This is a genomic window from Pseudomonas sp. ES4 (assembly GCF_050586665.1).
GTDB classification, from domain to species: Bacteria; Pseudomonadota; Gammaproteobacteria; order Pseudomonadales; family Pseudomonadaceae; genus Aquipseudomonas; species Aquipseudomonas frederiksbergensis.
This window is the reverse complement of record NZ_JBOBDO010000022.1, coordinates 64,529-89,877: the sequence shown is the minus strand read 5'-3', so window position 1 is coordinate 89,877 and position 25,349 is coordinate 64,529. Positions and strand designations below refer to the sequence as shown.

At 61.0% G+C, this 25,349-nt stretch carries 23 protein-coding genes; 12 read left to right on the top strand and 11 right to left on the bottom strand.

What is annotated here, in order from left to right; translation table 11 throughout:
- Positions 1–3: 3 nt before the first annotated feature.
- From gmk to ACQ4OB_RS21895, 6 genes are all read left to right on the top strand, one after another.
- A complete protein-coding gene (gmk, locus tag ACQ4OB_RS21920; protein ID WP_076029287.1) occupies positions 4–624 on the top strand; it encodes a guanylate kinase in 621 nt (206 codons plus the stop codon).
- 167 nt (positions 625–791) lie between these two features.
- The gene (gene rpoZ / locus ACQ4OB_RS21915) at positions 792–1,055 is read left to right on the top strand and encodes a DNA-directed RNA polymerase subunit omega (RefSeq protein WP_007894670.1); all 264 of its coding nucleotides are present in this window, start codon (positions 792–794) and stop codon (positions 1,053–1,055) included.
- A gap of 56 nt (positions 1,056–1,111) precedes the next feature.
- Positions 1,112–3,217, top strand: coding sequence for a bifunctional GTP diphosphokinase/guanosine-3',5'-bis pyrophosphate 3'-pyrophosphohydrolase (gene spoT, locus ACQ4OB_RS21910; protein ID WP_033059343.1), 2,106 nt, complete (start codon positions 1,112–1,114; stop codon positions 3,215–3,217).
- Between the two features lie 25 nt (positions 3,218–3,242).
- Positions 3,243–3,623: a RidA family protein gene (locus ACQ4OB_RS21905; protein ID WP_003229509.1), complete on the top strand. Its 381-nt coding sequence runs from the start codon at positions 3,243–3,245 to the stop codon at positions 3,621–3,623.
- 57 nt (positions 3,624–3,680) lie between these two features.
- Positions 3,681–4,421: a hypothetical protein gene (locus ACQ4OB_RS21900; RefSeq protein ID WP_074871972.1), complete on the top strand. Its 741-nt coding sequence runs from the start codon at positions 3,681–3,683 to the stop codon at positions 4,419–4,421.
- A 77-nt stretch (positions 4,422–4,498) separates the two neighbouring features.
- The gene (locus ACQ4OB_RS21895) at positions 4,499–5,233 is read left to right on the top strand and encodes a hypothetical protein (protein WP_074871974.1); all 735 of its coding nucleotides are present in this window, start codon (positions 4,499–4,501) and stop codon (positions 5,231–5,233) included.
- A gap of 51 nt (positions 5,234–5,284) precedes the next feature.
- On the opposite strand, the gene ACQ4OB_RS21890 is transcribed toward ACQ4OB_RS21895, so the two are convergent.
- On the bottom strand, positions 5,285–6,142 hold the full coding sequence (locus ACQ4OB_RS21890) for an SDR family oxidoreductase (RefSeq protein WP_430956436.1): 858 nt from the start codon (positions 6,140–6,142) through the stop codon (positions 5,285–5,287).
- Between the two features lie 189 nt (positions 6,143–6,331).
- Here ACQ4OB_RS21890 and exbB point away from each other — a divergent pair, with 189 nt between their 5' ends.
- The 6 genes from exbB (at position 6,332) to ACQ4OB_RS21860 (ending at position 13,263) form a co-directional block, all read left to right on the top strand.
- The gene (gene exbB, locus ACQ4OB_RS21885) at positions 6,332–7,312 is read left to right on the top strand and encodes a tonB-system energizer ExbB (protein ID WP_430956435.1); all 981 of its coding nucleotides are present in this window, start codon (positions 6,332–6,334) and stop codon (positions 7,310–7,312) included.
- A 6-nt stretch (positions 7,313–7,318) separates the two neighbouring features.
- Positions 7,319–7,747, top strand: a complete 429-nt coding sequence (gene exbD / locus ACQ4OB_RS21880) for a TonB system transport protein ExbD (protein WP_074871980.1) — start codon at positions 7,319–7,321, stop codon at positions 7,745–7,747.
- A complete protein-coding gene (locus ACQ4OB_RS21875) occupies positions 7,744–8,493 on the top strand; it encodes a TonB family protein (protein ID WP_074871982.1) in 750 nt (249 codons plus the stop codon). Before exbD ends, ACQ4OB_RS21875 begins: the two co-directional genes overlap by 4 nt.
- Positions 8,494–8,769: 276 nt before the next feature.
- Entirely contained in the window at positions 8,770–9,699 is a 930-nt protein-coding gene (locus ACQ4OB_RS21870; protein WP_008150125.1) for a hydrogen peroxide-inducible genes activator, read from the top strand.
- A 9-nt stretch (positions 9,700–9,708) separates the two neighbouring features.
- Positions 9,709–11,784 (top strand): ATP-dependent DNA helicase RecG, encoded by a 2,076-nt coding sequence (gene recG / locus ACQ4OB_RS21865; RefSeq protein WP_430956434.1) that lies wholly within the window; start codon positions 9,709–9,711, stop codon positions 11,782–11,784.
- A 78-nt stretch (positions 11,785–11,862) separates the two neighbouring features.
- Positions 11,863–13,263, top strand: coding sequence for an aminoacyl-tRNA deacylase and HDOD domain-containing protein (locus ACQ4OB_RS21860; protein WP_430956433.1), 1,401 nt, complete (start codon positions 11,863–11,865; stop codon positions 13,261–13,263).
- A 266-nt stretch (positions 13,264–13,529) separates the two neighbouring features.
- On the opposite strand, the gene ACQ4OB_RS21855 is transcribed toward ACQ4OB_RS21860, so the two are convergent.
- The 10 genes from ACQ4OB_RS21855 to ACQ4OB_RS21810 all read right to left on the bottom strand — a co-directional run bounded on the left by ACQ4OB_RS21855 (position 13,530) and on the right by ACQ4OB_RS21810 (position 25,345).
- Complete coding sequence (locus ACQ4OB_RS21855) at positions 13,530–13,919, bottom strand: helicase (protein WP_134098462.1); 390 nt, start codon at positions 13,917–13,919, stop codon at positions 13,530–13,532.
- 298 nt (positions 13,920–14,217) lie between these two features.
- Positions 14,218–15,243, bottom strand: a complete 1,026-nt coding sequence (locus tag ACQ4OB_RS21850) for a serine/threonine-protein kinase (protein ID WP_430956432.1) — start codon at positions 15,241–15,243, stop codon at positions 14,218–14,220.
- A complete protein-coding gene (locus ACQ4OB_RS21845) occupies positions 15,240–15,968 on the bottom strand; it encodes a PP2C family protein-serine/threonine phosphatase (protein WP_430956431.1) in 729 nt (242 codons plus the stop codon). The genes ACQ4OB_RS21850 and ACQ4OB_RS21845 overlap by 4 nt, the downstream gene beginning before the upstream one ends.
- Complete coding sequence (gene tssM, locus ACQ4OB_RS21840; protein WP_430956430.1) at positions 15,968–19,471, bottom strand: type VI secretion system membrane subunit TssM; 3,504 nt, start codon at positions 19,469–19,471, stop codon at positions 15,968–15,970. The genes ACQ4OB_RS21845 and tssM overlap by 1 nt, the downstream gene beginning before the upstream one ends.
- A gap of 13 nt (positions 19,472–19,484) precedes the next feature.
- On the bottom strand, positions 19,485–20,354 hold the full coding sequence (gene icmH / locus ACQ4OB_RS21835) for a type IVB secretion system protein IcmH/DotU (protein WP_430956429.1): 870 nt from the start codon (positions 20,352–20,354) through the stop codon (positions 19,485–19,487).
- 5 nt (positions 20,355–20,359) lie between these two features.
- Positions 20,360–21,691 carry a type VI secretion system baseplate subunit TssK gene (tssK, locus tag ACQ4OB_RS21830; RefSeq protein ID WP_430956428.1) on the bottom strand — a complete coding sequence of 444 codons (1,332 nt, stop codon included), beginning with the start codon at positions 21,689–21,691 and terminating at the stop codon, positions 20,360–20,362.
- 2 nt (positions 21,692–21,693) lie between these two features.
- Entirely contained in the window at positions 21,694–22,194 is a 501-nt protein-coding gene (gene tssJ, locus ACQ4OB_RS21825; RefSeq protein ID WP_074871999.1) for a type VI secretion system lipoprotein TssJ, read from the bottom strand.
- Between the two features lie 5 nt (positions 22,195–22,199).
- On the bottom strand, positions 22,200–23,396 hold the full coding sequence (tagH, locus tag ACQ4OB_RS21820; RefSeq protein ID WP_074872001.1) for a type VI secretion system-associated FHA domain protein TagH: 1,197 nt from the start codon (positions 23,394–23,396) through the stop codon (positions 22,200–22,202).
- A 17-nt stretch (positions 23,397–23,413) separates the two neighbouring features.
- Positions 23,414–23,554: a type VI secretion protein gene (locus tag ACQ4OB_RS21815; protein ID WP_430956427.1), complete on the bottom strand. Its 141-nt coding sequence runs from the start codon at positions 23,552–23,554 to the stop codon at positions 23,414–23,416.
- Positions 23,555–23,824: 270 nt separating this feature from the next.
- Positions 23,825–25,345, bottom strand: coding sequence for a sigma-54 interaction domain-containing protein (locus tag ACQ4OB_RS21810; protein WP_074872003.1), 1,521 nt, complete (start codon positions 25,343–25,345; stop codon positions 23,825–23,827).
- Positions 25,346–25,349: the final 4 nt, after the last annotated feature.

Below are 25,349 nucleotides of genomic sequence, written 5' to 3'. Positions count from 1 at the left end.
CACATGACCCACAGCACCGGCACCCTGTACATCATTTCCGCCCCTTCGGGCGCGGGCAAGAGCAGCCTGGTCAAGGCCTTGACTGACGCCGATCAGGAGATCCGCGTCTCCGTCTCCCACACCACCCGCGCCATGCGCCCCGGTGAAGTGAACGGCGTGAACTATCACTTCGTCTCCCGCGAAGCGTTCGTGAAGATGGGCGAACATGGCGACTTCCTGGAGCGCGCCGAAGTGTTCGGCAATCTCTACGGCACCTCGCAAAGCCACTTGCAGCAGACCCTGGACGCAGGCCACGACCTGATTCTGGAAATCGACTGGCAAGGCGCCGAGCAAGTGCGCAAGTTGATGCCCCAGGCTCGTTCGATCTTCATTCTGCCGCCGTCCCTGCAAGCCTTGCACCAGCGCCTGACCAATCGCGGTCAGGACAGCGACGAGATCATCGAAGGCCGGATGCGCGAAGCCGTCAGCGAAATGAGTCACTACGTTGACTATGATTACCTGATCATCAACGACGATTTCGCCCACGCACTGCGCGATTTGCAGGCGATTTTCCGCGCCAATCAGCTGCATCAGAAGCGCCAGCAGCAGCGGCACGGAAAACTTTTGGCCGAATTGCTCGGCTAAACAGCTCTTCCCAAAACCGTTGCAAGGGCTTTACATTGGCACTTGCAGCGCGTTGAAGGGCTTGGTCAAAAAATCAGCGCTTCCCTAATCGCTGGTGATTTTTTAAACTGTCGAGTCCGCTCGCCCAACCGGGCAGCGCGCATATTGCATTCGCTCCGAGGAATACCATGGCCCGCGTAACCGTTGAAGATTGCCTAAACCACGTGGAAAACCGCTTTGAGCTGGTCATGCTGTCTACCAAGCGTGCCCGTCAACTGGCCACCGGAGGCAAAGAGCCACTGGTTCAGTGGGAAAACGACAAGCCTACTGTTGTAGCCTTGCGTGAAATCGCTGAAGGCCTGATGAGCTACGAGTTCATCGCCAACGCTGAAATCGTCGAAGACGAACCGCTGTTCGCAGCGTTCGAGGACGAGTCCAACGAGGCCGTCTAAGCCATGCCTGGTCGACGTAGCACGGCGCGGGGTCAAAGCGAACGGCAGGTTTCATCATGCCGAGCATAGACGCCCTCGCCGATCGCTTATCGACCTACCTCGGCAAGGACCAGGTCAACCTGGTCCGCCGAGCGTACTTCTACGCCGAACAAGCCCACGACGGCCAACGCCGCCGCAGCGGTGAGGCGTACGTCACGCACCCACTCGCGGTTGCGAATATTCTTGCCGACATGCACATGGACCATCAGAGCCTGATGGCTGCGATGCTGCATGACGTGATCGAAGACACCGGTATTGCCAAGGAAGCGCTGCAAGCGCAATTCGGCGAAACCGTGGCCGAACTGGTCGACGGGGTCAGCAAACTGACCCAGATGAACTTCGAGACCAAGGCCGAAGCCCAGGCTGAAAACTTCCAGAAAATGGCCATGGCCATGGCCCGCGACATTCGCGTGATCCTGGTCAAACTGGCTGACCGCCTGCACAACATGCGGACCCTGGAAGTCCTGTCCGGCGAAAAACGCCGACGGATCGCCAAGGAAACCCTGGAAATCTATGCGCCTATTGCCAACCGGCTGGGCATGCACGCCATCCGCATAGAATTCGAAGACCTCGGCTTCAAGGCGATGCACCCGATGCGTTCCGCGCGGATCAACCAGGCGGTCAAGCGCGCCCGGGGCAACCGCAAGGAAATCGTCAACAAGATCGAAGAGTCACTCAGTCACTGCCTGGCCATCGACGGCATTCAGGGTGAGGTCAGCGGTCGTCAGAAACACCTCTACGGCATCTACAAGAAAATGCGCGGCAAGCGTCGGGCCTTCAACGAGATCATGGACGTCTATGCGTTCCGGATCATCGTCGACAAGGTCGATACCTGCTACCGCGTGCTGGGCGCTGTACATAATTTGTACAAACCGTTGCCGGGGCGCTTCAAGGATTACATCGCGATCCCCAAGGCCAACGGCTACCAGTCGCTGCACACCACGCTGTTCGGCATGCACGGTGTACCGATCGAGATTCAGATCCGCACCCGTGAAATGGAAGAAATGGCCAACAACGGCATTGCTGCCCATTGGCTGTACAAATCCAGCGGCGACGAGCAGCCAAAAGGCACGCATGCCCGCGCCCGCCAGTGGGTCAAAGGCGTGCTGGAGATGCAGCAACGGGCCGGCAATTCGCTGGAATTCATCGAGAGCGTGAAAATCGACCTGTTCCCGGACGAGGTCTACGTGTTCACGCCCAAAGGCCGGATCATGGAGTTGCCCAAAGGCTCCACGGCGGTCGACTTCGCTTACGCGGTGCATACCGACGTGGGCAACAGCTGCATTGCCTGCCGGATCAATCGTCGTCTCGCACCGCTGTCCGAACCGCTGCAAAGCGGCTCCACGGTCGAGATCGTCAGCGCTCCCGGCGCGCGACCGAATCCGGCGTGGCTCAACTTCGTGGTCACCGGCAAGGCGCGGACTCACATCCGCCATGCGTTGAAACTGCAGCGCCGCTCCGAGTCCATCAGCCTCGGCGAACGCCTGCTGAACAAGGTTCTCAACGGTTTCGACAGCTCGCTGGAGAAAGTAGCCGCCGAGCGCGTCAAGGCGATGCTCACCGAGTACCGCCTGGAACTGATCGAAGACCTGCTCGAAGACATCGGTCTGGGCAATCGCATGGCTTACGTAGTCGCCCGCCGACTGCTGGGTGAAGGCGAGCAACTGCCGAGCGCGGAAGGCCCGCTGGCGATTCGCGGCACCGAAGGCCTGGTGCTCAGTTACGCCAAGTGCTGCACGCCGATCCCCGGCGACCCGATTGTCGGCCACCTGTCCGCGGGCAAAGGCATGGTCGTGCACCTGGACAACTGCCGCAACATTAGCGAAATCCGCCACAACCCGGAAAAATGCATCCAGCTCTCGTGGGCCAAGGATGTCACCGGCGAATTCAATGTCGAACTGCGCGTCGAGCTGGAACACCAGCGCGGCCTGATCGCTTTGCTGGCCAGCAGCGTCAACGCGGCCGACGGCAATATCGAAAAAATCAGCATGGACGAACGCGATGGCCGCATCAGCGTGGTCCAACTGGTGGTCAGCGTGCACGACCGCGTACACCTGGCCCGCGTAATCAAGAAACTGCGTGCACTGACCGGGGTGATTCGCATCACCCGCATGCGTGCCTAAGCCACCCCATTACAAGGAGTCATTCATGACCAAAACAGTTATCACCAGCGACAAGGCCCCGGCCGCCATTGGCACTTACTCCCAGGCGATCAAGGCCGGCAACACCGTTTACATGTCGGGTCAAATTCCTCTGGACCCAAAAACCATGGAACTGGTTGAAGGCTTCGAAGCCCAGACCGTCCAGGTGTTCGAGAACCTCAAAGCCGTGGCTGAAGCCGCTGGCGGTTCGTTCAAGGACATCGTCAAACTGAACATCTTCCTCACCGATCTGAGCCACTTCGCCAAGGTCAACGAGATCATGGGCAAGTACTTTGACCAGCCTTACCCTGCCCGCGCCGCCATCGGCGTAGCAGCCCTGCCAAAGGGTTCGCAGGTTGAGATGGATGCCATTCTGGTCATCGAGTAATGTGTCCGGCGCAGCCTTCCAAAGGCTGCGCCGATCTTGTTTTGAAAGGATTCCACCATGCGCCAAGCGCTAGCTCTCTCGCTGGTCGCCCTACTCTTGGGCGGTTGTGCCAGCAACCCTGCCGATCGTGATATCAGCGGCACCTGGATCAATCAGGCGGCGATCGATGCTGCAGCCAAAGGCGGCCCGCTACGCGAAGCGCTCCAGGCTTATGGCCCGAACCTGGAATGGGACGTCAATACCAAGGCCGGCCAGGCCCGCTACACCAACGGTTTTGAAAATGTCGACGGCAAGCTGCTGGGCGAAGAGTCCGGCGCCTGGAAGGTCGACTTTTATGGCAGCTCCGCCAGTGAGCTCAAGCGTGATGGCAAGCAACTGAGCCAGGTCGCCAGCGACAATGAGCCGGAGCAAGTCTTCGACCGCGCGCAAGTTACGGTGCCGGACGGCGCACCGATAGGTGCCAGTTTTGAACGCGCACTGTACTCGGCCTACATGGGCGGTAGCTGGAAAGTCGTCAGCGGTCCCGGTGAAGGCAATACCGTGCAATTCCAGGCTGATGGCCAGGTTGCCGGCCTGCCGGGGGCGGATCGTTATGCCTTGTGTCTGGCAGGCGATTGCGCGTCGATGAGCGGCGGTAATGACAATATGTGGTTACAGGCGAATGGTCAGGGCAATACCTGGATCTTTGCGCGCAAGGGCAAGGAACTGGAAATCCTCCAGGCAGTGAACACCGCACAGGCGGATGAAATGCCACAGTTCACCCCGGGTAATCGCAAGTGGTTGCTGGAAAAACAGTGATACAGAATACAGGAGCCTACGGGCTCCTTTTTCTTTAGCCTGCACCGTCGAATTCTTTGCCCCCTCAAGGATTGATCATGCGTCCACTGCTTATCCTTGGCCTATTGCTGCTCGGCGGCTGTACCTCTATGCCCGCAGAAACGGATATCAGCGGTATCTGGATCAATCAGGCGGCCATCGATGCAGCGGCCCAAGGCCAGTCTTTACGTGAAGCCCTGAACACCCATGGTCGGAATCTGGAATGGGACATCAATACCCACACCAGCAAGGCGCAAGTGAGCAGCGGTTTTGAGGTGGGTGCGGGCCAACTGCTGCAAAAGTCACCCAATGCCTGGACCGTCGACTACAACGGCTACGGCACTGACGAGCTGCGCCTGGATGGCAAGCGACTGACTCAACTGGCCAAGGAGCAAGTCCCCCAGCAGGTGTTCAGTCGCCCCAGCAAGACCGCCAAAACGAAAACAGGGTGGGTTGATACCTTCCGGAGCGCCTTGAACGCTGCTTACATGGGCGGACAGTGGGAAATCATCGACAGTCACGGAACAGGCCAAATGGTCGTGTTTACGGAAGATGGCCACGTTTCGGGGTTACCGGGAACCGATCGATACGAGTTATGCCTGGACGGTGATTGCGCCAGCCAAGGTGCAGGCAATGACACCTTGTATCTGGGCACGGGCGACCTGAGTGACACATGGATTTTCGTTCGCAAAGGCAAGCAACTGGAGATTTTCCGGGCAATCAATCAATCCCGGCCAGACGAAATCCCCCACTTCACCCCCGGCCAACGCCAGTGGCTGTTGGTAAAACAATGACCCAAAAACAAAGGCGCCCGCAGGCGCCTGTTGTTTAGAGGCTCGCTCAGCTCAACTCCCTTGGGCAAGTATCGCGGCGTAGCCTTCGCGATAGCTCGGATACTTCGGTGTCCAGCCCAAGGCTTTCGCCCGGGCATTGCTGCATTGCTTGCTGCCAGTGCGGCGCACGCTTGCGTCTTCGGCCCATTCGGTCACGCCCAGATACTCACGCAACCAGCCCACCACTTCGGCCAGCGGCGCAGGCGCGTCGTCTACACCAATGTAGATGTCATCCAGCGCTACACCGCGACGATCCGCTTCAAGCAGACACGTCAGCAACCCAGCCGCGTCGTCGGCGTGAATTCGATTGCCGTACAACGGTGGGTCGACAGCCACGCGATAACCCCGACGAACCTGAGTCAGCAGCCATTCGCGACCTGGGCCGTAAATGCCGGTCAAACGTACGATGCTGGCCGGGATGCCACTATTGAGCGCCACTTGCTCCGCCTCCAGCATCAATCGACCCGAATAGCCTGTTGCAATGGTCGGCGAGGTCTCATCGACCCACTCGCCCTCCTGCTGGCCATACACACTGCTGCTGGAAACGAACAGCAGGCGATTAGGCACCTGCCCATAGTCGTTCAGCCACTCCAGCACATGCTGCAAACCCTGCACATAAGCAGCGCGGTAACCCGCCTCATCGTGATCGGTGGCGGCTGCGCAATACACCAGGTAGTCCACCGCACCGACTGGCCAGGTCGCTGGACAGTCTTCATTGAACAAGTCACCGGCAACGCCAATTACCCCCGCGGGCAGGCGTGAGACGTCACGCCTCAGGCCATGAACTTCCCACCCGCCAGCAAGCAATTGCGTAGCCAGACGACTGCCAACATCACCGCAGCCGGCGATCAAAACAGAAGGCGCAGACATCAGAAAACTCCCATCAGAAAGGCACAGACTAGCGCTGGCAATGGACGAGCGGCTAGCAATGAAGGAAAAAAAGATACTCTATTACTTTTGTTAACAAGAATTACTTGCAATAATGCCCGCCACTTTTGTTCTCGGCCTCACGAGGCCTGGAAGAACATTTACCGTCTTTTTCTCTCAGGTCCGGCCAGCATGACACGCAATCAATTCCCCGCTTCGCCAACCAAACGACCTCGCGCCTGGAGCGCAGTGGCCGCCCTGCTGCTCAGCCTGATGCTGGCGCCGACCGCCACTTTCGCTGACGCACAAGCGCCCGCCGCTCCGGCCGCCACCGCTGCTCCAGCTCCAGCTCCAGTTCCAGTTCCAGCCGCTCAGGTTACGCCGGCTGCGACCGATCCGGCCCAAGCCGTAGACGCTACCGGCGAAGACGTTCCGCAAGTCCTCGAGGCCGACAACTCCCTGGGCATGGCCCATGACCTGTCGCCGTGGGGCATGTACCAGAACGCCGATATCATCGTGAAAATCGTGATGATCGGCCTGGCCATCGCCTCGATCATCACCTGGACCATCTGGATCGCCAAGGGTTTCGAGCTGATGGGCGCCAAACGTCGCCTGCGCACCGAAATCGTCCACCTGAAAAAAGCCACCACGCTCAGAGAAGCCAGCGCTTCAGCCACCAAGCAAGGCACCCTCGCCAATTTGCTGGTGCATGACGCCCTGGAAGAGATGCGTTTGTCGGTCAACAGTCGCGAGAAAGAAGGCATCAAGGAACGCGTTGCCTTCCGTCTCGAGCGCCTGGTTGCAGCCTGCGGTCGCAACATGAGCAGCGGCACCGGCGTACTCGCCACCATCGGTTCCACCGCGCCGTTCGTCGGCCTGTTCGGTACCGTGTGGGGCATCATGAACAGCTTCATCGGCATCGCCAAAACCCAGACCACCAACCTCGCCGTGGTGGCTCCCGGCATCGCCGAAGCCCTGCTGGCAACCGCGCTGGGTCTGGTTGCAGCGATTCCTGCCGTGGTGATCTACAACGTCTTTGCCCGCTCGATTGCCGGTTACAAGGCACAAGTCTCCGATGCCTCGGCTGAAGTCCTGCTGCTGGTTAGCCGTGACCTCGATCACCTGCCGACCACCGAGCGCTCCGTGCAACCCCACATGGTCAAAGTAGGGTAATCAGCCATGGGCTTGCATTTGAAAGAAGGCGCAGACGACGATCTGGCCGAGAACCACGAAATCAACGTCACACCGTTCATCGACGTGATGCTGGTGCTGTTGATCATCTTCATGGTGGCGGCCCCGCTCGCCACCGTGGACATCAAGGTCGACCTGCCTGCTTCCAGCGCCAAACCGGCGCCACGACCAGAGAAACCCGTGTTCCTCAGCGTCAAGGCTGACCAGCGCCTGTTCCTCGGCGAAGACGAAGTGAAGGCCGAAGCACTCGGTGCCACCCTCGACGCCAGGACCCAAGGCAAGAAAGACACGACGATCTTCTTCCAGGCTGACAAAGGCGTGGATTACGGCGACTTGATGAGCGTGATGGACAACCTGCGCGCTGCCGGTTACCTGAAGGTGGGTCTGGTCGGACTCGAGACGGCAGTCAAGAAATGATCACGACGCGCCAAAAGTTGACGCGTTACAGCACGAGCCTGGCCGTGGTGCTGGGCGTCCATGCGCTGGCCGTTGCGCTGGCGCTGAACTGGACCTCGCGCCCACCGATCGAGCTGCCGCCGCAGGCGATGATGGTCGAGTTGGCGCCGGTTCCGGCCCCGCCACCGCCGGCACCGCCGAAGGTGATAACGCCGCCACAGCCACCCGCCCCGGTGGAAGAACTGCCGATACCGAAGCTGGCTGAAGTGCCAAAGGCGGAGATCGCGGTGCCGAAACCGGTCAAACCCAAGCCAAAGCCTCAACCGCCCAAGCCTGTGGAGAAAAAGCCGGAGCCGCCTAAAGAGAAGCCGTCCGAGGAAAAACCGAGCGACGCGCAACCGACTCGGGCGCCAACGGAGAAATCCGCTCAGCCGGCACCGGGCCCATCACCGGCGCAGCAAGCGGCCAAGGCCAGCTGGCAAGGCACCCTGCTCGCTCACTTGGCCAAGTACAAGAAGTACCCGGCCAGTGCGCAGGCGCGGGGCAAGGAAGGCATGAACCGTCTGCGCTTCGTGGTGGATGGGGAAGGTAACGTGTTGTCGTTCGAACTGGTGGGCGGCTCTGGTACTGCCGATCTGGACCGGGCGACCCTGGAAATGATCCGCCGCGCCCAGCCACTGCCCAAGCCACCGGCGGACATGTTGACCAACGGCGCCATCGAAATCGTTGCACCGTTTGTTTACTCGCTGGAAAAACGCCGGCGTTAAACCACCGCCGAACCATTGTGGGAGCGAGCCTGCTCGCGAAGAGGCCATCACATCCAACATCCATGTTGACTGATACACCGCTTTCGCGAGCAGGCTCGCTCCCACAGAGATCTCCGGCAGCAGGAATATCTGTGAAAGGCACCCGAAAGGTGCCTTTTGCATATCCGCCAGCGGCAAACCTGCTTTGCCCTGTGTCACTCAACGCACTCAGTCTGATAACGTGCGTCTATCGATTGCAGCCGGTATGCTTGGCCCGCAACTTCATGGACGCTTGCTATGACTCTTACAGAATTACGCTACATCGTTACCCTCGCCCAAGAGCAGCACTTCGGCCACGCCGCCGAGCGTTGCCACGTCAGCCAGCCGACCCTGTCGGTGGGCGTGAAAAAGCTTGAAGACGAACTCGGTGTGCTGATTTTCGAGCGCAGCAAGAGTGCCGTGCGCCTGACCCCGGTCGGCGAAGGCATTGTCGCCCAGGCGCAGAAAGTGCTGGAACAGGCCCAAGGCATTCGCGAACTGGCCCAGGCCGGCAAGAACCAGCTGACCGCACCGCTGAAAGTCGGCGCCATCTACACCGTCGGCCCGTACCTGTTTCCGCACCTGATTCCACAACTGCACCGGGTCGCCCCGCAGATGCCGTTGTACATCGAAGAAAACTTCACCCACGTGCTGCGCGACAAACTGCGCAACGGCGAGCTCGACGCGATCATCATCGCCCTGCCGTTCAACGAAGCCGACGTGCTGACCCTCCAGCTCTACGACGAACCGTTCTACGTCCTGATGCCGGCCCAGCACCCGTGGACCCAAAAAGAATCCATCGACGCCGCCCTGCTCAACGACAAGAGCCTGCTGCTGCTCGGCGAAGGCCACTGTTTCCGCGATCAAGTGCTGGAAGCCTGCCCGACCCTGGCCAAAGGCAATGACGGCGCCAAGCACACCACGGTGGAATCCAGCTCCCTGGAAACCATCCGCCACATGGTTGCGTCCGGCCTGGGTATCTCGATCCTGCCGCTGTCGGCGGTGGACAGCCATCACTACGCTCCCGGTGTGATCGAAGTGCGCCCACTGACGCCGCCGGTGCCGTTCCGCACCGTGGCCATCGCCTGGCGCGCGAGCTTTCCGCGGCCGAAGGCGATTGAAATCCTCGCTGACTCCATTCGCCTGTGCTCGGTGGCCAAGCCGCAAGCACCGGTGGTTGCGGCCTAAGTCGCTGCCATGACCGAGTTGTCGCAAGTGTCGGTGACGGCACTCAAGGGTGTCGGCGAAGCCATGGCCGAGAAGTTGGCCAAGGTCGGCCTGGAGAATCTCCAGGACGTGCTTTTCCACCTGCCGCTGCGCTATCAGGACCGCACTCGCGTGGTTCCGATCGGCCATTTGCGTCCCGGGCAAGACGCCGTGATCGAAGGCACCGTCAGCGGCGCCGACGTGGTCATGGGCCGCCGCCGCAGCCTGGTGGTGCGCCTGCAGGACGGCACTGGCGGGCTCAGCCTGCGTTTCTACCATTTCAGTAACGCCCAGAAAGAAGGCCTCAAACGCGGCACGCGCATTCGCTGCTACGGCGAAGCACGGCCCGGTGCATCGGGGCTGGAAATCTACCACCCCGAATACCGCGCCATCACCGGCGACGAGCCGCCGCCGGTGGATGAAACCCTGACCCCGGTTTACCCGCTCACTGAAGGCCTGACTCAACAGCGCTTGCGCCAATTGTGCATGCAAACCCTGACGATGCTCGGCCCCACCAGCCTGCCCGACTGGCTGCCGACCGAACTGGCGCGTGACTATCAACTGGCGCCGCTGGCCGATGCGATTCGCTACCTGCACCACCCGCCGGCCGATGCCGATGTCGACGAACTCGCCCTCGGTCATCACTGGGCGCAGCACCGTCTGGCCTTTGAAGAACTGCTGACCCATCAACTGTCCCAGCAGCGCCTGCGCGAGAGCATGCGCTCCCTGCGCGCGCCGGCGATGCCAAAAGCCACCCGGCTGCCGGCGCAGTATCTGGCCAACCTTGGCTTCACTCCGACCGGCGCTCAGCAACGGGTCGGCAACGAAATCGCCTACGATCTCAGTCAGCACGAGCCGATGCTGCGGTTGATTCAGGGCGACGTCGGCGCGGGTAAAACCGTGGTCGCTGCCCTCGCCGCGTTGCAGGCGCTGGAGGCCGGATATCAAGTGGCGCTGATGGCGCCCACCGAAATCCTCGCCGAGCAGCACTTCATCACCTTCAAGCGCTGGCTCGAACCGCTGGGCATTGAAGTCGCATGGCTGGCCGGCAAGCTCAAAGGCAAGAACCGCGTGGCCGCACTGGAGCAGATTGCCAACGGCACACCCATGGTGGTCGGCACCCACGCGCTGTTTCAGGACGAAGTGCAGTTCAAAAACCTCGCGCTGGCGATCATCGACGAACAGCACCGCTTCGGCGTGCAGCAGCGCCTGGCATTGCGGCAGAAAGGCGTCGGCGGGCGGATGTGTCCGCACCAACTGATCATGACCGCGACACCGATTCCCCGAACGCTGGCCATGAGCGCCTACGCCGACCTCGACACCTCGATCCTCGACGAACTGCCGCCCGGCCGGACGCCGGTGAACACCGTGCTGATCACCGATACCCGGCGCGTCGAAGTCATCGAGCGGGTACGCAGCGCTTGCGCTGAAGGGCGCCAGGCCTATTGGGTGTGCACGCTGATTGAAGAGTCGGAAGAGCTGACCTGCCAGGCCGCCGAAACTACTTACGAAGACCTCACCGCCGCCCTCGGCGAGCTGAAGGTCGGGCTCATCCACGGGCGCATGAAGCCTGTCGAGAAAGCCGCGGTCATGGCCGAATTCAAGGCCGGCAACCTGCAACTGCTGGTCGCCACCACGGTGATTGAAGTCGGCGTCGACGTGCCCAACGCCAGCCTGATGATCATCGAAAACCCGGAACGCCTCGGGCTTGCGCAATTGCACCAGCTGCGCGGTCGTGTCGGTCGGGGCAGCGCGGCCAGTCATTGCGTGCTGCTTTACCATCCGCCGCTGTCCCAGATCGGTCGTCAGCGTTTGGGCATCATGCGCGAAACCAACGACGGGTTTGTCATCGCCGAGAAAGACCTTGAGCTGCGCGGCCCCGGCGAAATGCTCGGTACGCGCCAGACCGGCCTGCTGCAATTCAAGGTCGCTGACCTGATGCGCGACGCCGATCTGCTGCCCGCCGTGCGCGACGCCGCCCAGGCGTTGCTGGAGCGCTGGCCGGATCACGTCAGCCCGCTGCTCGACCGCTGGCTACGTCATGGGCAGCAATACGGCCAAGTGTGAGCACCGTCGCAGTTTCTGAACCACCGTTCTGAGCAAGCTGGTTATACTCCTGCCATTGTTTTACAACGGATACAGACCATGACCGAAGTTGCCCTCGCACCCGCCACCCCGCACGCTCCGTCGGTTATTCGGCTGATGCTGGGCAAATTGGGTATCGCCTACGAAGAAGTCATCGACCATCACGGCCTGAACGCCGCACGCAAAGTGCAGGCTGTTCTGCTCGATGACGCCGTGGGCACCCTCATGGTGCTGTTCCCGCAGAACCAATTGCTGGACCTCAACAGCCTCGCTGAATTGACGGGCCGCCGCCTCACCGCCGTGTCGACCGAACGGCTGGTAAAAATGCTCGGCAAACACAATCTGAGCCTGCTGCCCGGCATGCCGGCGCTTACCAGTACACCGTGCCTGTATGAAGAATGCCTGCTGCGCGAGCCGAAGTTGCTGATCAACTCGGGCGAGCCGGGCGTGTTGCTGGAGATCACCAGCGAAGACTTCAAGACCATGCTCACCAAGGCCAGCGCCGCCAACTTCGGCGAAGCCCTGACCAGCATTCGCCCGAACCTGGACCGCCCTCACGATGACCGCGAGGAAATCACCCAGGCCGTTCAAGCGTTCACCGCGCGACGCATCCAGCAACGCCTGGAAGAGACCATCGAAATTCCGCCGCTGGCCGAGACCGCGCAGAAAATCATCAAACTGCGCGTCGACCCCAACGCCACCATCGACGACATCACCGGCGTCGTCGAAACCGACCCTGCCCTGGCCGCACAAGTCGTGAGCTGGGCAGCCTCGCCGTACTACGCGTCGCCGGGCAAGATTCGTTCAGTAGAAGACGCCATCGTGCGGGTGCTGGGTTTCGACCTGGTGATCAACCTGGCGCTGGGCCTGGCTCTGGGCAAAACCCTGAGCCTGCCAAAAGACCATCCGCAACACACCACGCCGTACTGGCAGCAATCGATCTACACCGCCGCCGTCATCGAAGGCCTGACCCGCGCCATGCCCCGCGCCCAGCGCCCGGAAGCCGGCCTGACCTACCTCGCCGGCCTGCTGCACAACTTCGGCTACTTGCTGCTGGCCCACGTGTTCCCACCGCACTTCTCGCTGATCTGCCGCCACCTGGAGGTCAACCCGCACCTGTGCCACAGCTACGTCGAGCAGCACTTGCTGGGTATCAGCCGTGAACAGATCGGCTCGTGGCTGATGCGCTACTGGGACATGCCCGACGAACTGGCCACCGCGCTGCGCTTCCAGCACGACCCGAGTTACGACGGCGATTACGCCGAGTACCCGAACCTCGTGTGCCTGGCGGTGCGCTTGCTGCGTAGTCGCGGAGTCGGGTCCGGGCCGGATGAAGACATCCCGGATGCGTTGCTGGAGCGTGTGGGGCTGACGCGCGACAAGGCCAACGACGTGGTCAGCAAGGTTCTGGAAGCAGAAGTGCTGCTGCGGGAATTGGCTTCGCAGTTCTCCCAAGCCTAAAAGCTTCGCGGGCAAGCCTCGCTCCTACGGATCACCAAAACCCTGTAGGAGCGAGGCTTGCCCGCGATGAATCCACCTCGGTCTAACTGACCACCAACCCCTGTGACGAGGGGACTTGTCCCCGTTCGACTGCGCAGCAGTCGCAAACCCAGCCAACACGGTATGTCAGATACACCCAAGGTCTCAGGCTTCAGGGCCGCTTCGCAGCCCAACGGGGCGGTGCGACGCTTCGCCAAGTCCCCTCGCCACAGGGTTAATCATCAACCTCAAGCCTTGGTTTTAGCCTTCGCCTTCCTCGGCTTCAAATACTTGGTCAACCCCTGGAACCAGATCACCAGCGCCGGGTTACCCTTGATCTGGATAGACTTGTCCTGAATCCCCGTCATGAACGCCAACTGCTTGTTCTTCGCCTGCATCGTGGCAAAGCCATATGCCGCATCTTTAAAGGCAATCGCAAACGCTGGCTCGGCATACACGCCGGACTTGCTGGTGATGCGCTGATCCTTCACAAAGAAATGCCGCGCCACTTTCCCATCCAGGGTCTGTAGCTGAAACACCAGCTCCTTATCACCCAACTGCTGCTGAAACGCAGGATTAGTCCGACTGGCCTTACCCATCAACAAACCCAGCATCCACAGAAGAAAACGAAATTTCATGCGCACAGCCTCAGAGAAAAGTGAACGGCCGGCGCAGTGTAGCGGCTTCATGCAAGAACGCCACTATCTGCTTACGTTAGAAGAAGATGAACTACTTTTCCCGCATGATGACCGCCAAGTCACATTTTCCAACCACCGCCCCCCGCGTACCAGATCGTTCCCACGCTCCCGCGTGGGAATGCATCCCGTGACGCTCCGCGTCACTTCCCGATACCGTCCCTACACCTGAAGAAGCCCAATCCTTGATCCCCCCAAACCTCTCGGACATTTCCTTCAACACGCCACGCGCAGTCAGCCATTACGCCCGCAGTCGCAGACGTTGCAGCCAAGGCGAAATGCCGCCCATGGCGGTGCGCGCGAATGTGTCACGCAGTTGCGCGGCAGTAACGGTCCGCTTTGCCACATCGAAAGCCAACGCCGTTCGCAGGGCTGGCCAGCAATGTTTCGGGAGATTCCCGGGGGCGTGCAACTGGCGGTCGAGGTGGCCATCGCGGGCCTCGGTCGAGGGCAAGCGGCGGAACGGGTGTTTGCCGCCCGCCAATTCGTACAACACGCAGGCCACGCCGTACACATCCGCACGGGCCGACAGCGGTTGGCCTTCGAGTAGTTCGGGAGCAGCGTAGCCGGGGGTCCAGGCGTTGAAGCGGTTGCGACTCAGGTGCGGCAGGCCGGGCAGGATGCCCTCCTCGGCCTGGCCCAGACCGAAGTCGAACAGGCGCACGCCTTCTTCACTGAGCATGACGTTGCTCGGTTTGATGTCGCCGTGCAACACGCCGCGAGCGTGGGCGTAGGCCAACGCGTCGAGCAGCGGCAGCGCGATGTCGCGCAGTTCTTTCCACGGCAGGCCCAGGGGCCGCTCGCAGAGTAGTTTGTCCAGGGTCAGCCCACGCATGAATTCCATGGTGATGAAGGCCCGCTGGCAGTCGGTGTCCACTTCAAAGCTGTGCAAACGCAGCACGTTGTCGTGGCGCAGTCGTCGGGTCAGGGCGAACTCGCTGTAGAGCAAGGCACTGGCGTCCGGCGATTCGGCAAATTCTTCGCTGAGGATTTTCAACGCGACGTAAGGGTCGGGGTCGCCGAACTGTTCGCTCAGCAAATCCCGTGCGCGGTAAACCGCACCCATGCCACCAGCACCCAGCAGGCGCTCGATGCGGTAACGGCCTGCGAGTACGTCGGGCAGTTCACCGACCCTGGCCCGGGACTGCGCCGGCACGGCCTTATGCGGCTTTGCGTTCAGAGGCTTGGCGAACGCAAAGTAAGTCAGGTTATTGGCTTCTTCCTCGCTCACCAGCAGGTCATCGGTCGGTGACATGAATTCAGTCATTGGCGGATCACCACCGCCGTCAGATTGTCCCGGGCCGAGCCACGCAGAGCCGCGTCGAACAGACGTTCCAGCGCAACGTGCGGCGCGGTCAGGCTCAGGGCGTTGCCAATGGCATCGCTGGTCAGCCCTTGATACAAGCCGTCGCTGCACAACAAAAACGCATCGCCGGGATAAACCTCGAGTTCCAACACCTCCAGCGTCAGCTGCTCGGCAGCCCCGACCGCGCGGGTCAACGCATGAGCTGAAGGATGCGCGCGGGCGTCTTCGATGCTCATGTTTTGCTCGTCGATCAGTTGCTGTTGCAGCGAATGATCCTTGGACAGCTGATACAAACGCTGGCCACGCCACAGGTAGCAACGGCTGTCGCCGGCCCAGATACACGCCGCGCGATTGCCTTCCAGCAGCAGCGCCACCACGGTGCTGCCCATGATGCTGTCGTGGCGCCCGGCGGTGACGGTCAACTCCTGGCCCAAGCGACGGTTGAGCCAGTGCAGGCACTGGCGAATACCGTTGAGTCGTTCGTCGAAGTCGTCTTGCACGGGCAGTTCCGCCAGGCTGGCGACGATCAACTGGCTGGCGATGTCGCCCCCCTGATGACCGCCCATGCCGTCCGCGACCACCCACAGCCCCTGCTGCGGACAGTCGAGAAAAGCATCTTCGTTGCGCGCCCGAACCTTGCCCGGATCGGTACTCGCAGCGCTGCGCCAGGGGCTGGCAACCCGCATCAGGGTTGCACCGGCATACGGAAAGTACGCAGCACACCCATGTCGAACGGGTTCGGCGTGCGCTGGCTCGACAGCAAGTAATTGGCGCGCAGGCCGCCCACGTCAGCTTTGAGCACCAGCACGTCGCGACCGCTCAGGTACTCGGTCTGCATCAAGTCGAACAGACGGAACAGCGACCATGGACCGGTGTTTTTCTCGATGCCGATCGGGCGGCCAGCCATTTTGTCGAGGACCAGGCTGGTGCGACCGTCTTCAGCATCGGTCGGCCATTTGAACGACACCGGCACGATCGGGCCGTGACGGTATTCGATGGTCTTGTCGCCAAACTTGAACTCGGAACGGCTGACGGCCGGGTCGAGGGTGTATGGCTCCAGTCTGAATTGCACTTGCGGCTCGGCCGGATTGATCGAGAAGAAACTCTGGCGGATCACTTTTGCCGCGGCCATCTGGTCGAGGTAGACCTTGGAGATCGGCATGCTGTGCCCGTCGATGCTGCGCAGACGGTAGTTGCCTGGATCGCCACTCACGAACGGACGCATGTACGTATCAAAGAAGCGATCGTTGATGCCCTGCGCCTTGAAGAACTCGCGGAAGTCGCTGATCGCAACATCGCTGGTGCTGTGGGCGCTGAACGGATAGCGCTTGTTGATCGCCTTGCCATAGAAGCTGTACAGCTCGCTCTGATAACGCTGGTTCAGGTACTGGTAGGAATCGTTGAGCACCAGGCGCCAGCTGTCTTCGGCCAGCACGTTGAACCACACGCTGACCGGGCGCGGCAGACGGTTAGACGCATGGCGCAAGTTGCTCAGCGCATCACGCTGGCCGCTCATGCGGGTCTTGGCCATTTCGAATGCAGCCTGTTCCGGCGCACTGGCACGCGCCAGGCTCGCCAGTTGCAGTTGCAGTTCGTTGAGTGCCGCCAGGGCCGGGGCCAAATCAGCGGCCGGGCCATTGTTGTCATCCAGCAAACGGTGCAGCGGTTCGAAACGGCGTTGCAGGGATTTTTTCGCGGTGTCGGGCAGCTGCTTTGCCATATGAGCGGTCATGTCTGCGGCTTTGCCAGCCGCAGCTGCTGCGAGTTTTCCGAGCTTGCCGCCCTTCTCGCCGAGTTTGCCAGCCGACTCAACAGCGTCACCGGCGCTGTCGGCGAGCACAGGAAAACGGGTGTTCTCGCGCACTTCCACCAGCAGCTGCAGCACTGGCGAGTTGGCGGAGGTCAGGCTCGCCAATTGCTCGGCGCCTTCACCGGCGTCGTTGATCGGTGGCAAGGCAACCTGGCCGACCGCTTCACTCCAGAAGTTGGCGTAGTCGCGGAAGTACAGTTGCTCCAGTTCGACCATCAGGCGACGCAAGTCCATGCCGCTGATGCCCGAGCCTTCGCCCAGCACCCAGTTGTCACGCAGGATATCGGTGATCAGCGCAGTGCCTTGGATCGAGAAATACTGCTGATAACCCTGTTGCGTATAGAAACCCGGGATCACGTATTCGGTGCCGACAAACAGCGCACCTTGTGGGCCTATGTGTTGGCTCAAACGATAGTCCGGCAGATGGCGGGCCTGCTCGCGCAGCATCCGGTAAACCACATTGGCCAGCGACTCGCTGCGCAACACCTGACGCGCCTGATCCACCAGTCGATCGTCCAGCGGGTAGATAAACGGCTGCTGCTGCAAACGCTCGAAGTGCGTATTCAAACCGTTCTGCACTGACGTGTTGCCGGCGTAACGCAGGGACCAGTCAGTGGCGACCCAAGTCTTGAGCCAGTCCGCATCGCGGCGATCTTTCATGTTCAGCATCAGGTACGCACGCAGGCTGTTGAGCAAGCGTTCGCGGTCCTTCATGTTGGCGCGGATCTGCCCTTCCAGCAGCGTCGCGACCCGTGGCAACAGTTGCGCTTCAAGCTCACGCTCGTAGGCCTCCTCGACCACCGGATTGACCTCTTCGCCTTGGTACAGACCACCCCGTTCGTGGTACGACACGTCACCTTTTTTCGGGAAGACCTGAGTCGCCGCGTAACGGGTGTCGAGGGTCTTGAGCGCCGCCATGGAATCATCACGCGCGGTCAGGGCCGAGCGTTGTTGGGTCCAGTGTTGCGTCAGGTTACGCAGGTTTTCCAGGCGCTCGTAGTTGGCTGAGAAGCCGCCCGCCCACAGCATGCCAAACAGCACCAGTGCCGCCAATGCGCCCACGTACAGGGCACGTTGCCCCCAATGGATGCGGCGGCGCTCGCGCTTGTCCAGACCGGCCAGATCGGCCTCGGGGAAAATCACCCGGCTGAACAGATGATGAATGAAGCGCGAACGGCCGCTGTGCAAGGTCGGTAGTACGTCAGCGGTAGTCTGGTCCATCTCTTGAGTCAGGCGCGGCGCACTGGTCAGGTAGAAACCGCGCAACTGGCTGAAACGCTGGTAGCGGTTACCAGTGAACGCCTTATCGACGAACAGGCACAGACGCTCGCCGATTTGCCCCAGTTTATGCGGGAAGTCGAGGATACGACCGCGGCGCTGGGTGTTGCGCTCCTGGTGCATGCGCATGATCACCTGGCTGTTCAGGCGATGCAGCAGCGCTTCGAACTCGCCGCGCAGGACGGCTACGTCGGCGTCGCCCTGCTCTTTGCCGAAGGTGGTACCGAGCACTTGATCGCTTTCTTCGCGGGTCAGTTGATCGAAGAACTCGTCGAAACCGAGCAGCTTGTCAGCCTTGCTCAACACCAGATACACCGGCAAATCGACGTGCAGTTTCTGATGCACCTCTTGCAGACGCACACGCACCAGCCGAGCCAGGGAGTCGAGTTCGTCCTCGGTATTGTCCAGCAGTGTTTCTACTGGAATGGTCACCAGCACACCGTTCAAAGGGCGATTGCGCCGACGCTTGCGTAGCAGGTCGAGCAAGAGGCTCCAGGCGCTGCCATCGACTTCGGCATCCGCCTGGGTCAGGTAACGCCCGGCGGTGTCGATCAGTACACCGTGGTCGGCAAAATACCAGTCGCAATGCCGAGTGCCCTGGGAGTTGCGGGACAGTCGATCGATCCTGTTGATCGGAAACTCAAGGCCCGAGAAGTCCAACAGGCTGGTCTTGCCACTGCCCTGCGGGCCAATCAGCAAGTACCAAGGCAAATCACTGCGCCAGCGTTCACTGCGACCGCGATAGAGACTCGAAGTCTTCAGGGTTTGCAACGCATCCTTGAAGCGCAGGTGAAGCTCTTTCCGGTCTTTGTCGATCAACTCGTCACGGCGGATACGAACCTGACCGGCTTCGCTGCCTTCGAAGGCTTTCTTGCGTTCGCCAGCGCGCCAACTGACGAAGACCATGGTCAGGCCCCAGACCAGGAACAGCACACTGCTGGTCAGCAAGCGCGAAGTCGAGCCTTCCCAGAATTTGTAATCATCGACCGCCAGCAGCGGCCCGACAAACCACACCAGCAGCGCGATAAACAGCACCAGCAGCAAGGTCCAAACCCAGGTCTGGCGCAAGAATGCGCCGACTTTCTTGAAAAGCTTTTTCATCACAGGTCTCTATTTACAGCTGCGGCTGAACCGCCGCCGAATCAAGCGGCTGATAGGGTTGCAGAACGGTTTCGCGTTGTTCGCCCAGTACCCAGGCGAAGCCTGAATACATCACCGCAAGGCAAACCACGGTGAACAGCACCACCATCCACGCCGGCACGATGCGCACCAGGTTGCGGCGCTGATCATTCAAGCCTTCCCAATGGGGCGACAGTTCGCGCGGCACGTCGCCGCGCAACTGACGAATCTGCCGATACAAGGCGTCGCGCAGGCCTTCGAGTTCGAGCACGCCGCGGGCTTGCACCCGGTACTTGCCTTCAAAACCGAGGGACAGGCACAAGTACATCAGCTCCAGCATTGGCAGGTGCTTGGCCGGGTTTTTCGACAGGCGATCCAGCAGCTGGAAAAACTTCTCGCCGCCAAAGGTTTCGTTGTGGAAGCTGCTGAGCAGGCTCATCTGCGACCACTCGCTTTTATTGCCCCACGATGTGGTCACGACGGCTTCGTCGGCCACGGTGCAGAGCACGTAACGCGCGGCCATCATCTGACTGCTTTCGGCGCCGTTGCGCAGCGCTTGTACTTCAAACAGTTTGAGCCTGGCGGTCAGTCGCTCGTTGAGCGCGTACAGGTCTTCGCGGTTGCCGCTGTGCTTGAGTCGCACCACTTCCGACAGCAAGTCGGACGCCGCCGACACCAGTGAATTAAGGCTGATGTTGAACACTTCGGCCGGGCGCAAACGCGCGGCGTAAATCATCCGTTGTTCCAACTGTTCGATACGCGGCGGTGCCGTGGAGTCCGTCAGCGGACTCGACGCCGGGCCGTTGCCCTGACGGTCGAGCAGAACAGTTTTGTCGTCCTGATTTTGTTCCATGTCCTTGGTCATGTCGGTCAGTTCCTGATGGCCCAGAATTTCAGTTCAAGCTCGGCGAATTCGCCGGACACGTGGAACGCAAAGCCGCCGGAGCGCTCGAGTTGCGCCAGGTCTTCGGAATTGAGTTCGAGGATGAAATAGGTTTTGTTGGAGTGGAACGCGATCTGCCGCGGGGCCACCGGCAATGGTTTGACCTTGATGCCCGGCAGATGCAGGTTGACCAGTTGGCGGATACGCTCCACCGGACCGACCTTGAGGTGCGCCGGCAAGCGATGGCGCAGTTCTTCGGAGTCGCAGTTGGCACTGGCGGCGAGCACGAACGAGGCCGAGCCCAACAGTTTGTGATCGTGCAATGGCGAGACGATGATCCCGTACTGACGGGCTTGCAGGACCAGTTCGATGGCGTGCTGTTCGAGCACCATCGACAGCACCTGGCGAATCGCTTCCATCAGCTTGCGGAAGCTCGCGCCCTGATCGCTGTGCTGGTAACGGCTGTCCAGACGGGGGCGTTTGCTCTCGCTGGAAAACGTCGCCAGCTCGCCGAGCATGGTCAGCAACGTGCGATACAACGCTTCCGGGTGAACCTGTTCCAGACCGAGGTAATGGCGTAGCAGCATTTCGGTGCGGTTGATCAACTGCAGCATCATGAAGTCGCCGATTTCCGCGCCACCGACCTTGCCATTGGAGCCGATCCGCTCGGCGATGGTGTCGCCCCGGTGACCAAGCATGCTGATCACTTCTTTCAGGCACGACAGCAGATAACTGGACGAATGCGCCTGAATGTAGGTCGGCACAAAGTCCGGGTCGAGGCTGATCACGCCGTCGGGCGTGGTGTCGAGCACTTCGCAGATCTTCAGTTTCACGTAGGCCTGGTCGCTCTGCTGCTCACCAAGCAACAGTTTGAAGTCCGGGCGACCGCAGCTGACCTGGCTGGCAAAATTGTCGCCGGCGTTGGAGTCGGCGACTTCCGCTTCGTACGCGGTGTAACGCGCCAGCACGTCGGACTGCTCAGGACGACGGGACTCGATGTGATTACCGGTGACCAGCGGCAGTGCCAGGTAGATCGGCGTGTTACCGGTGTTCGGCGGCACGTCCAGGGCCAACGGCTCGGTGTTGCCGCCGAGGTCGAACAGGCTGCCGTCCGGCAGAATCCCCGAGGCCTGGCTGATCACCAACTTGCCCATGTTGAGAAACTGCAAGTCGATGTCCAGGTCGAGGAAGCCCCAGATGTAGCTGCCCAGCAACCGGGTACGGGTCTTCATCTGGTGGTCGTAGTAACGATCGTTGTGCTGGAAGTGCTGCGGGCGCAGCAGCATGCCTTCCTGCCAAATCACTTTATGGGAATTCATGATCAGTCATCCGCCCTGGCGAGCGTTCCGTTGCTTTTGCGAATACCGGCCTGGTCGAGTGTCAGATCAGCGTGGGTGACTTCCATCGGGCTGACTTGCACCGTGTAGCGCCATCTGGTTTCCGGCAGATCGCGATAGGCGGCGAGGATGCCGACGTAGCGACTGCCCTCCTTCACGCTGAGTTTCATCTCCACGGTTTCACCAGGACGCAGCTCAATTTCTTCGCTGGCCACCAGGTCCGGGGCCAGGGATTCCTTGGCGCGCTCGTAAAGGCTGAAGAAGTCAGCGTTCTCGAACGTCACTGGATGCTTGAGCTCGAACAGACGCACCACAATCGGCGACGGACGCCCGTTGAGGTCCGGGTTCAGCTGATCGCTGGCGGTCAGCTTCAGGTTGAGCTTGGTGACATGAGAATACGGCGACAGCGACGAGCAACCGGCCAGCAGCACCAGGGTCGCGAAGGCCGTCAGCGTTTTGAAAAAAGCGGTCGAGCAGCGAGACATGCGCATCATCCTTGGTGGTCGGTGTGAAGGGTGGAAATCAGACGAATCTGTTCTTCGTAGGCCTGGGCGAAGTCGCGGGCCAGCAGGCGTTCGCTCCAGTCATCGTCCTGACGCAGGGCCTGGTGATAACGCCCGTAAGCTCTCCAGCGACTGCCGGACGTGGCGAGCAACGGCTTGTTGTCGCGCTCGAAACGCAGGGTCAATTGCTGTGGCGAGAAGTGCTCCAGGGTGCCGCGAACGGCAGCGCGGCTGGCGGTGAGCAACGCCACCTGATGCGCCTGCAAATCGCGGAACGCACGGGAGATTGCCTGCTCGGCCGGCCACTGACCCGGCTTGCTCGGCTGCAACAGAATGCCCAGCGCCTCGCTGGCATCGACGGCAAATTTCAGCGGGTTCTTGTGAGTGCCTTGCACGGTGGTTTGAGCCAGGCGCAGTTCGTTTTTCAGTTCGCTGCGGGTGCGCAGGCTCTGCTGCAAACCACCCACACTTTGCTTGAGCAGGCGCGCGGCGTTCAGTGCCAGCGCTTCGCGGGCGTCGTGATCGAGGCCTTTGAGGTCCACGCCCAACGCGGCACCGAAGTGCTCCCAGAAACCTTCACTCTGATGCTCGACCACTTCGGGCAGTGGCGCGGGGGCTGGCTCTGCCGGGGCGTTGATCAGCTCCGGCACTATCAGGCTTTCCATGTCGATGCGTGCATAGTCGGCACGCTGGCGGGAGTCTGAGAGGGTCGTGCTCGGGGAGATCAGTTCGTCGATTTCCGAAAACACGCGCTCTTGCTGATCGAGGGCATTGAGCGGATCGAGTTCGAGAAACGCGTTGTCCGGAATGATGCTGCCGGCTGCCTGCGGACGGCCGACTTCAACGTCGAATGTCGCCGGGTCGCTTACCAGTCGCGCACGGATCTTGAAGCCACCCAGCACGTAGACACTGCCGTGCTCGATGCGCGTCGCTGTGCCCTTGCGCAGGTTCGCACCGCTTTCGCTGTCCCGGATGCCATTACTGCTGGTATCGGTCAGGAAAAACGTGCCTTCGTGGTAGCTGATCAAGGCGTGGTGGTTGGACAGGTGACGCTTGCGGTCCGGAATGATCCAGTCGCAATCCTTGCGCCGCCCGATCACGCCACCGGCCTGTTTGAAAGTTTTGCTGCGCAAACCCGTGGGCACGAACTGCTGGGTGCCGAGCATGTCGAAAACCAGTTCCATGGTGAGACTCCTTGCGGTCACTTGCCGCGATTGACCGCCTGCGGATCACCCAATGGGCGATAGGTGTTGTCGTTGTATTTGTAATTGCCGCTACAGCCGCCGAGGCCGCATAGAACGACGAGGGCCAGCAGGACGGCTTGCCAGTGACGAACAGGCATCAGAGGGTCTCCAAGGGTAGACAAAGTGCAAAGCGCCGACCCGGTTGGGCGGCGCTATCAAAAGCGAATGAGGTGAAGCCGAGCGCTCTAGTCAGCGGCCTTGGCACAACCCCCTGTGGCGAGGGAGCTTGCTCCCGCTCGGCTGCGCAGCAGTCGTAAATCAGTGGATGCGGCCTGACTGAGGCTCCGAGGCACATGGTTTTGGGGCCGCTTCGCAGCCCAGCGGGAGCAAGCTCCCTCGCCACAGGCCGTGCATGACTCGGCATTGGGTTAACCATCGAAGTCACCCAAAGTGATGTTCAGGCGCCCGAGGCGATACAGCAGCGTGCGCCGGGGCAGCCCGAGTTCGCGGGCGGCGAGGGTCTGGTTGCCGTCGTTTTTGCGCAGGCAATCGAGCAGCAGACTGCGCTCGACCTGTTCCAGGCGTTCGCGCAGGTTCAGGTTGTTGCTGTCTTCCGGCATGGCCTCCATGCGCAGGGAAAAATGCTCGGCCAGTAACTCACCGCCCTCGCACAGCAACACCGCGCGTTCGACCAGGCCTTTGAGTTCACGCACGTTGCCGGGGAAGGCATAACCGGACAGGTGATCCAGCGCCGCATCGGACCAACACACCGCATCGCGCTGCAAGAACGAGCAGGCCTTGTCGGCGAAGTGCCGGGCCAGGTCGAGGATGTCGCCGTCGCGCTGACGCAGGGCCGGCAACTCGATCGGAAACTGCGCGAGGCGGTAGTACAAGTCCTCACGGAATTTGCCTTCACTGACCAGCACCGACAAATCCCGGTGAGTCGCGGCGATGATGCGCACGTCGATCTTGTGGGTGTCGTTGGAACCCAGCGGGCGGATCTCGCCTTCCTGCAGAACCCGCAACAGCTTGGCTTGCAGGGACAACGGCATGTCGCCGATTTCATCGAGCAGCAAGGTGCCGCCGTTGGCCGCGTCGAACAGCCCGGCACGGTCGCGATCAGCACCGGTAAACGCCCCTTTGCGGTAGCCGAACAGTTCGCTTTCCAGCAGGTTCTCGGGGAACGCCGCGCAGTTCTGCACGACGAACGCCTGAGAACGGCGCGGGCCGCAATCGTGAATCGCCCGCGCCACCACTTCCTTGCCGGTACCGGTTTCGCCGCGCAGCAGCACGGTGTACGGGCTGTGCAGGACTTTGCTGATCAGCGAATAGGTCTGGCGCATGGCCGAGCTTTTGCCGATCAAACCGTAACCACTGGCGCTCGGGACGCTGACTTTCGCCAGTCGTGCATCACCGATTGGCTGACGCAAACGCTGCAACAAACGCAGTTGGCCGAGCACGAACGAGCCGAGTTGGCCGAGAGAATCAGCAAAGCCTTGCAGGTCGATGTGCCGGCGAGTGGCGCACAGCAGCAAGCCTTCGACGGCTTTCTGCTGATTGACCAGCGGCACGCACAGCAGCGATTGCCAAGGCATGGCCTGCGGCGGCAGGAAACTGGTTTCGTGCAAGCTGCCACTCAGCTCGCTGAGACACACCACGCGGTTCTGGCACAGGGCGAATTGCAGCAGTTGCTCACCGTTGTAGTCCGCCGGCAGGCTCGCCGCTTCCCGGGGCTGCAGGATGCCGTTTAGGCATTCGGCGTTCATCCCCAGGCACGTGTGAGTCGCGTCCAGCAGGTACAACTGCGTCAACTCGCAACCGCTGAGCTCGGCCAGACCGCGGACGAAGTCACCCAGCAGCGCGGCACCGTCCGCGGCGCGCGACAAGCTGGCGAACTGCGCCAACAAGGCTTCGGCGTAGACCAGCGGTTGCGGCATCTGAGTGAACATCACA